At 72.2% G+C, this 6,442-nt stretch carries 6 protein-coding genes; 4 read left to right on the forward strand and 2 right to left on the reverse strand.

What is annotated here, in order from left to right:
* The first annotated feature begins 29 nt into the window (after positions 1–29).
* A complete protein-coding gene (locus tag EOINJALH_RS29400; protein WP_088286975.1) occupies positions 30–1,226 on the forward strand; it encodes a M20 aminoacylase family protein in 1,197 nt (398 codons plus the stop codon).
* A 223-nt stretch (positions 1,227–1,449) separates the two neighbouring features.
* The gene (locus tag EOINJALH_RS29405) at positions 1,450–1,782 is read left to right on the forward strand and encodes a DUF2834 domain-containing protein (RefSeq protein ID WP_088286977.1); all 333 of its coding nucleotides are present in this window, start codon (positions 1,450–1,452) and stop codon (positions 1,780–1,782) included.
* On the opposite strand, the gene EOINJALH_RS29410 is transcribed toward EOINJALH_RS29405, so the two are convergent.
* On the reverse strand, positions 1,771–2,613 hold the full coding sequence (locus tag EOINJALH_RS29410; RefSeq protein ID WP_158219946.1) for a helix-turn-helix domain-containing protein: 843 nt from the start codon (positions 2,611–2,613) through the stop codon (positions 1,771–1,773). The genes EOINJALH_RS29405 and EOINJALH_RS29410 overlap by 12 nt on opposite strands.
* 345 nt (positions 2,614–2,958) lie before the next feature.
* Here EOINJALH_RS29410 and EOINJALH_RS29415 point away from each other — a divergent pair, with 345 nt between their 5' ends.
* On the forward strand, positions 2,959–3,684 hold the full coding sequence (locus tag EOINJALH_RS29415; RefSeq protein ID WP_088286981.1) for a GntR family transcriptional regulator: 726 nt from the start codon (positions 2,959–2,961) through the stop codon (positions 3,682–3,684).
* 12 nt (positions 3,685–3,696) lie between these two features.
* Here the strand turns inward: EOINJALH_RS29415 and EOINJALH_RS29420 are convergent, their stop codons facing one another.
* Positions 3,697–5,121, reverse strand: coding sequence for an amidase (locus EOINJALH_RS29420; protein ID WP_199873506.1), 1,425 nt, complete (start codon positions 5,119–5,121; stop codon positions 3,697–3,699).
* 214 nt (positions 5,122–5,335) lie between these two features.
* Between EOINJALH_RS29420 and EOINJALH_RS29425 the strand changes: the two genes are divergently transcribed.
* Complete coding sequence (locus EOINJALH_RS29425; protein WP_088286983.1) at positions 5,336–6,418, forward strand: ABC transporter ATP-binding protein; 1,083 nt, start codon at positions 5,336–5,338, stop codon at positions 6,416–6,418.
* Positions 6,419–6,442: the final 24 nt, after the last annotated feature.

The following is a 6,442-nucleotide window of genomic DNA, read 5'->3' on the forward strand; positions in this document are numbered from 1 at the left end:
GCAGCCCTGCCCCCTCACCAGGACCTGCCATGTCCACCGCCGAACTGCTCGCCCCCCTGCACGCCGAGATGACCGCCTGGCGGCAGGACATCCATGCCCACCCGGAACTCGGCTTCGAGGAGAACCGCACCGCCGACCTGGTGGCGGCCAAGCTCGAGGCCTTCGGTTTCGACGAGGTGCACCGCGGCGTCGGGCGCACCGGGGTGGTGGGCGTGCTGCGGGCAGGCACCGGGCGCCGGGCCATCGGCCTGCGCGCCGACATGGACGCGCTGCCCATCCTGGAGGTGAACCGCTTCGCGCACTGCTCGGTACACAAGGGCGTGATGCACGCCTGCGGCCACGATGGCCACACCGCGATGCTGCTGGGCGCCGCGCGCTACCTCGCGGCCACGCGGCGCTTCGACGGCGTCGTGAACTTCATCTTCCAGCCCGCCGAAGAGGGCCTGGGCGGCGCGAAGGCGATGATCGACGACGGGCTCTTCCAGCGCTTCCCGTGCGAGGCCGTCTTCGGCATGCACAACCGGCCCAGCCTGGACGTCGGCCGCTTCGCGGTGCGTTCGGGGCCGATGATGGCCGGTGGCGCCTTCTTCGACATCCGCGTCACCGGCAAGGGCGCGCATGGCGCGCGGCCCGAGACCGGCATCGACGCCGCGCTGGCCGCGGCGCAGATCGCGGTGACGCTGCAGAGCATCGTCTCGCGCAACGTGGCGCCGGTGGACACGGCCGTGCTCTCGGTGACGCGCCTGCACGCCGGCGATGCCTACAACGTGATCCCGCAGACGGCCGAGCTCGGCGGCACCGTGCGCGCCTTCTCGCGCGAGGTGATGCAGTTGGTGGAGGCGGCCATGCGCCGCGTCGCCGAGAGCACCGCGGCAGCCTTCGGGGCCACGGCCGAGCTCGACTTCCGCGTGCTCTTCGCCCCCACCGTGAACGATCCCGCCGAGGCCGACTTCGCCGCGCAGATCTGCGCCGAGCTCGTGGGCGCGGACAAGGTCGATCGCCAGCCGCCGCTGGTGATGGCCTCGGAGGATTTCTCCTTCATGCTCGAGCAGGTGCCCGGCTGCTACCTCAACATCGGCAACGGTGAAGGCGCCGGCGCCTGCGAGGTGCACAACCCGGCCTACGACTTCAACGACCGCGCGCTGCCGCTCGGCGCGGCCTTCTTTGCGCGCGCGGTGGAAACGCGCCTGGCTGCGGCATCGCCTGCTCGCACCGAACCCGCCTGAAGTCGACGCGGCCCTCGGCATCCGACGACCCACCCGCGTGGGCAGCCACCCACCCCGGACGATCGCACCCAGGCCACCGCGCTCGAACCCTGCAGGGGCCGGTGCCGGCAAGGCCGATGGCCCGATGACCGGGCTGCGGCGGGGCCGCGCCTGTCCCCGTCATCGCCCTGGATGACGCGTTTTTCCTATCCACCAGGGCGTTGGGCCGCTAGCCTGCTGCGCCATGACCTCGAACCGACAAGCCAAGCGCCTCCTGTTCGTCCTGGCCGTCATCGGCCTGCTGGTGCCGTGGCACCACAACCTGCAGTACTTTGCCGGCGGTGGCAGCGTCTTGCCCCAGGTCTTCTTCCGCGACGCCTTTGCCAATGCGCTGACCACCGCCATCACGCTCGACGTTTACCTGGCCGCGGTGGCGTTCAGCGTCGGCGTGGCGGTGGACCAAGCGGCTGGGCGCCTGCGCTGGTGGGCGGTAGCGGCGGCCTTCCTGCTCGGCCTGTCTTTCGCACTGCCAGGCTACCTGTGGTGGCGCCTCGGCGCGCAACGCTCAGCCCCCTGACGGCCCGCCGCGCCCAGCGGGCAGCACCAGACCGGTCGAACGACCGAGGCGTGTGGCCAAGGGCCACCACGCGGCATCGGGCCGCGCCCCCTCGAGCAGGCGGCCCAGGGGCGCACCGGCCAGCGCCCGCACCTCGCGGGCCAGGTGCGACTGGTCGAAGAAGCCCGTGTCGTGCGCCAGCGCCGCCCCTGGCAGGGCACCGCCCGCCACCGCCATCGACAGCACGCGGTGGAACCGCACCAGGCGCTGGAACTGCTTCGGCCCCAGGCCCAGGACCGCCTGGCAGCGCCGTTCCAGCTGTCGGCGGCCGAGCCCCAGGTCGTCACCGGCCTGTGCGCCACGGTCGCCGACGGCGGCGCACAGGCGCGCGCAGGCCGCGTCGCGCCCCCGCGACACGGCCGCCATGGTGCGGCGGAAGCTGTCCGCCAGGGCACGGAGCCGTGCGATGTCGGTGCGTGCGCCCTCCACCGCGTCGTCGAGACGGGCCGCTTCGGCCGCCCCCGACAGGGTGTGCCAGGCCAAGACCTGGTTGACGACCGCACCGGTGGCCGCGCCCAGCAGGCACGCTGCAGCCTCGGGGCGCACCAGCAAACCCATCGCCACGGTGTCGCCGACATGCGCGTGCACCATGGGTTCGGTGCTGAGCGTGTGGAAGGTGATGGGCGGGCACAGCGCCCAGGGCGCCCCGGCCGGCCGGGCCAGGCGCAAGGTGAGCATGGCGTGCGGCACCGCGGGAAAGCACGACACCCCGGGGGTGGGTCCCAGGCGGATGACCACGGCCCCGTCGACCCAGTGCGACAGGTCGGCAGGCGCCCGAAAGACCTGGAACATGCGGCCATTGTCCGCCGCGCCCGCGTGCCGCCACTGCGCCCGGGCCAGGGGGTGCGCAACGCGCTGCAACGGCCAGATTCGTTTCATGTGCCGCTGGCTCGCCATCCTCCTGCCCGCCCGGCGGCCGCTCCAGTTCAGCCGGGCGGCCGTGGCGGCCAGTTGCGGGCACGAAAGTGGCGCCCTCCGCGATCTGCGGCAGCCCCGGGGCGACGACGCACGACCGGCATGCCGCCGTGCCCCATTGGATGCGATGCGTCGACGGATCGCATCCAAGTCGCAGGGGCCATGTGCCCGGCTGGCCGCACAATTGCATGCGTCGCACCGCCGTCCCATCACCCATCGTCCATGGCCGCCACTTCCAGATCTTCCGGGCCCCGCCCCATCGCCGAGCCGGCCACCAAGGAGGACATCCACGGTCGCATCTACAACGCCATCGTGGAGCACCGCCTGCAGCCCGGCACCAAGCTGACCGAGGAGCGCATCGCCGAGCTGTTCTCCGTCAGCCGCACGCAGGTGCGCGGCGTGCTGCAACGCCTCGCGGTGGAGCAGCTCGTCACGCTGGTGCCCAACCGCGGTGCGTTCGTGGCCAAGCCGACGGCCGCCCAGGCGCACGACGTGCTGGACGTGCGGCGCACGCTGGAGCCGGGCGTGGTGGCGCGCCTGATCGAGCGGCTGGGCACCGGCGAGCCCCGGGACGCCATCAAGCGCCTGCGTCAGCTGGTTCATCGCGAGCAGCAGGCGCATCGCAACGGCGATCGCCGCAGCGCCGTGCGGCTGTCGGGCGAGTTCCATGTGCTGCTGGCCGAGCTGTCGGGCAGCAGCATCTACCTGCGCATGATGCGAGAGCTGACCCCGCTGACCTGCCTGGCGATCCTCAGCTTCGAGGCGCCGACCGCGGCGGCCTGCCCCAACGACGAGCACGCGCGGCTGATCGATGCCATCGAGGCCCGCGACGTGGCGGGGGCCGCCGCCTTGATGACCGAGCACCTGCTGCACATCGAGCGCGCGCTCGACCTCGACCGTTCCGGCGAAGAGCCCGAGGTCGACCTGGCCGAACTGCTGCTGGGCTGACGCCGCCGTGCATCAGCCCAGCAACAGCGGCGAGGGCGCAGACCGGCCCAGCACCTGCTCGGCGTGCCAGGCCAGTTGCAGCACGCGTGCATCGGCAAAGCGCGGCCCGGCGATCTGCAGGCCCACCGGCAGGCCATGGCGACCGGTGCCGCAGGGCAAGGACACGGCAGGCACCGAGCCGTAGTTGAACAGCGGCGTGAATGCCGCATGCCCACGCGGGCCGGCGGGCAGGCCGCCGATCTCGGCCGGGCCCAGGCTGCCCAGCGGCCAGGCCTCGACCGGCGAGACCGGGCACAGCAACGCGTCGAAGCGCGTGAACAAGGCGGTGAAGCTGGCGTGCAGCTGCTCGCGCAGGCGCAACAGCTCGGCGATGCGCGGCCCGCTGATCTGCAGGCCCAGCTCGATCTGTGCGCCGATGTCCGGATCGAACATCCCCGGCTCGCGCCGCCAGGCCTCGCCGAAGAGCTGCGCCAGGCTGGCCTGCTGGAGCGCGATCAGCGGGTACTCCCGCGCCTGCGCCGGCCAGACCGGATCGGCCTCCTCGATCGACCAGCCGGCCGCCTGAAGGCGCTGCGCCGCGCGCTCGAGCGTGTCGCGCACGTCGGCGTCGACCGCCAGGCCACAGCCGAGCCGAGGCGACCACGCCAGCCGGCCGACCGGCAGCGGCTGCCGCAGCTGCGCCATCGCGTCGGGCTGCCCGAACACCGGGCTCGACAACGGGTCGGCGGGTTCCCAGGCCGTCAGCAGGTCCAGCATCCAGGCCACGTCCTCGACATCGCGGCCGATCTGGCCGACCACCGACAACAGGTGGTTCGGGTCGTCGAAACCCCAGGGGTTGGGCACGCGACCCAGCGTGGGCTTCATGCCGACCAGCCCGGTGTGGGCCGCCGGGCGGCGGGTGGAGCCGCCGGCGTCGGTGGCCAGCGCCAGCGGCCCCAGGCCCGCCGCCACCGCCGCCACCGCACCGCCCGACGACCCGCCCGGCGTGCGTCCCAGGTCCCAGGGATTGCGGGTTTCGCCGTGCAGCGGTGTCGCGGTGATGCCCTTGCAGGCGAACTCGGAGCAGTTCGTCATGCCCAGCGGCACGGCGCCCAGGGCGCGCAGCCGCGCCACGCACCACGAGTCGCGCGGGGCGACGAAATCGGCAAAGCGGCGCGAGCCGAAGGTGGCCGGGCGACCGGCCAGCCAGAGGTTGTCCTTCACCGTGAAGGGCACGCCGGCCAGCGGCAGCACCTGGCCCGCGGCCAGGCGACGATCGACCTCGGCCGCGGCCGCCAGCGGCACCGCCGGGTCGAAATCGGCGAAGGCGTTGAGCAGCGGCTCCAGCCGCACCACACGCTGGCACATGGCTTGCGCCACCTCCACCGCCGACCGCTCGCGCGCCTGCACCTGCGCCGCCAGCGAGCGGGCGCTTTGCCGGTGGATCTCTTGCGACATGGCTTGTCTCCCGTTGGGCTGGATTGAGCACCAAAGTTGATATTTTTGTATCCAATCTGGTGCGGCCGCAATTCACTGTTGTGCATGAAGGGGCCGGAGCCAGGTCCCTTGCAAGCTTGATTCCTGCCAGCCCGTGAAGACCCTCGCCGAGGTGTACGCAGATCGCAATCGCTTTGGATACAAAGATGGCACACCAGTTGCTTGACAGCCCGACATGACAGCCGCCGGTCAAAGCCTGACGCTCGAGAACATCGTCCACCGCTACGGCGCTTCGCTGGCGGTCGACCATGTGTCGCTCGACATCGAGGCCGGCGAACTGGTGGCCCTGCTCGGCCCCAGCGGCTGCGGCAAGACCACGCTGCTGCGCATCATTGCCGGCTTCATCGCGCAGACCTCGGGCCAGGTGACGGTGGGCGGCAAGCGCATCGATGCCTTGCCGCCCAACCGCCGCAACATCGGCATCGTGTTCCAGAACTACGCCCTGTTCCCGCACATGACGGTGGCCGAGAACGTGGGCTACGGCCTGGCGGCGCGTGGCACCGACCGCGCCGCGGCCGCCCGGCGCACGGCCGAGATGCTCGACCTCGTGAAGCTCGGTCACCTGGCCGACCGGCTCACCCGGCAGTTGTCCGGCGGCCAGCAGCAGCGGGTGGCGCTGGCCCGCGCCCTGGCCATCGAGCCTCGCGTGCTGCTGCTCGACGAGCCGTTCTCGGCGCTCGACAAGAGCCTGCGCCTGGACATGCAGATCGAGATCAAGCGCATCCAGCGCGCGGCAGGCACCACTGCCATCATCGTCACCCACGACCAGGAAGAAGCCCTGGGCATGGCCGACCGCGTGGCCGTGCTCAGCCACGGCCGGCTCGAGCAGTTTGCGCCGCCGTCGGCGGTGTACGACGCACCGGCCACGTACTTCGTCAACCAGTTCGTCGGCACGGCCAACGTCTTTGCCGGCACGCTGGAATCCCAGGACACGGCGCAGGCCTGTGTGCGCCTGGACGACGGCAGCGCGCTCGCCACTCGCGCGCCGGCCCAGTCGCTGCCGCTCGGTGCTGGCGTGGTCGCCTGCGTGAGGCCGGAGAACCTGCAGCTCTGCGCGGCCGGCGAAGGCGTGCCCGCCACGGTGGAACTGGGCATGCCGCTGGGCGCCACCATCGTGCACGAACTGGTCACCCCCGGCGGCCAGCGCCTGAAGCTGGCCGAACCTCGCTCACCCGGCATGCAACCCAGGCCGGCCGGCACGGCGGTCTGGGTCAGGCCGCTGTCGGCGGCCAGTGTCAGCGTGTTCGCGACGCCCTGAATCCACCGCGCTCCCGCCCGACCC

Source organism: Ideonella sp. A 288, assembly GCF_002198735.1.
Classification (GTDB): domain Bacteria; phylum Pseudomonadota; class Gammaproteobacteria; order Burkholderiales; family Burkholderiaceae_C; genus Pseudaquabacterium.

Excerpts from the sequence above, each read along its gene's own strand:
- EOINJALH_RS29400 (WP_088286975.1), top strand. The coding sequence starts at position 30 with ATGTCCACCGCCGAACTGCTCGCCCCCCTGCACGCCGAGATGACCGCC.
- EOINJALH_RS29415 (WP_088286981.1), top strand. The coding sequence starts at position 2,959 with ATGGCCGCCACTTCCAGATCTTCCGGGCCCCGCCCCATCGCCGAGCCG.
- EOINJALH_RS29420 (WP_199873506.1), bottom strand. The coding sequence starts at position 5,121 with ATGTCGCAAGAGATCCACCGGCAAAGCGCCCGCTCGCTGGCGGCGCAG.
- EOINJALH_RS29425 (WP_088286983.1), top strand. The coding sequence starts at position 5,336 with ATGACAGCCGCCGGTCAAAGCCTGACGCTCGAGAACATCGTCCACCGC.
- EOINJALH_RS29405 (WP_088286977.1), top strand. The coding sequence starts at position 1,450 with ATGACCTCGAACCGACAAGCCAAGCGCCTCCTGTTCGTCCTGGCCGTC.
- EOINJALH_RS29410 (WP_158219946.1), bottom strand. The coding sequence starts at position 2,613 with ATGTTCCAGGTCTTTCGGGCGCCTGCCGACCTGTCGCACTGGGTCGAC.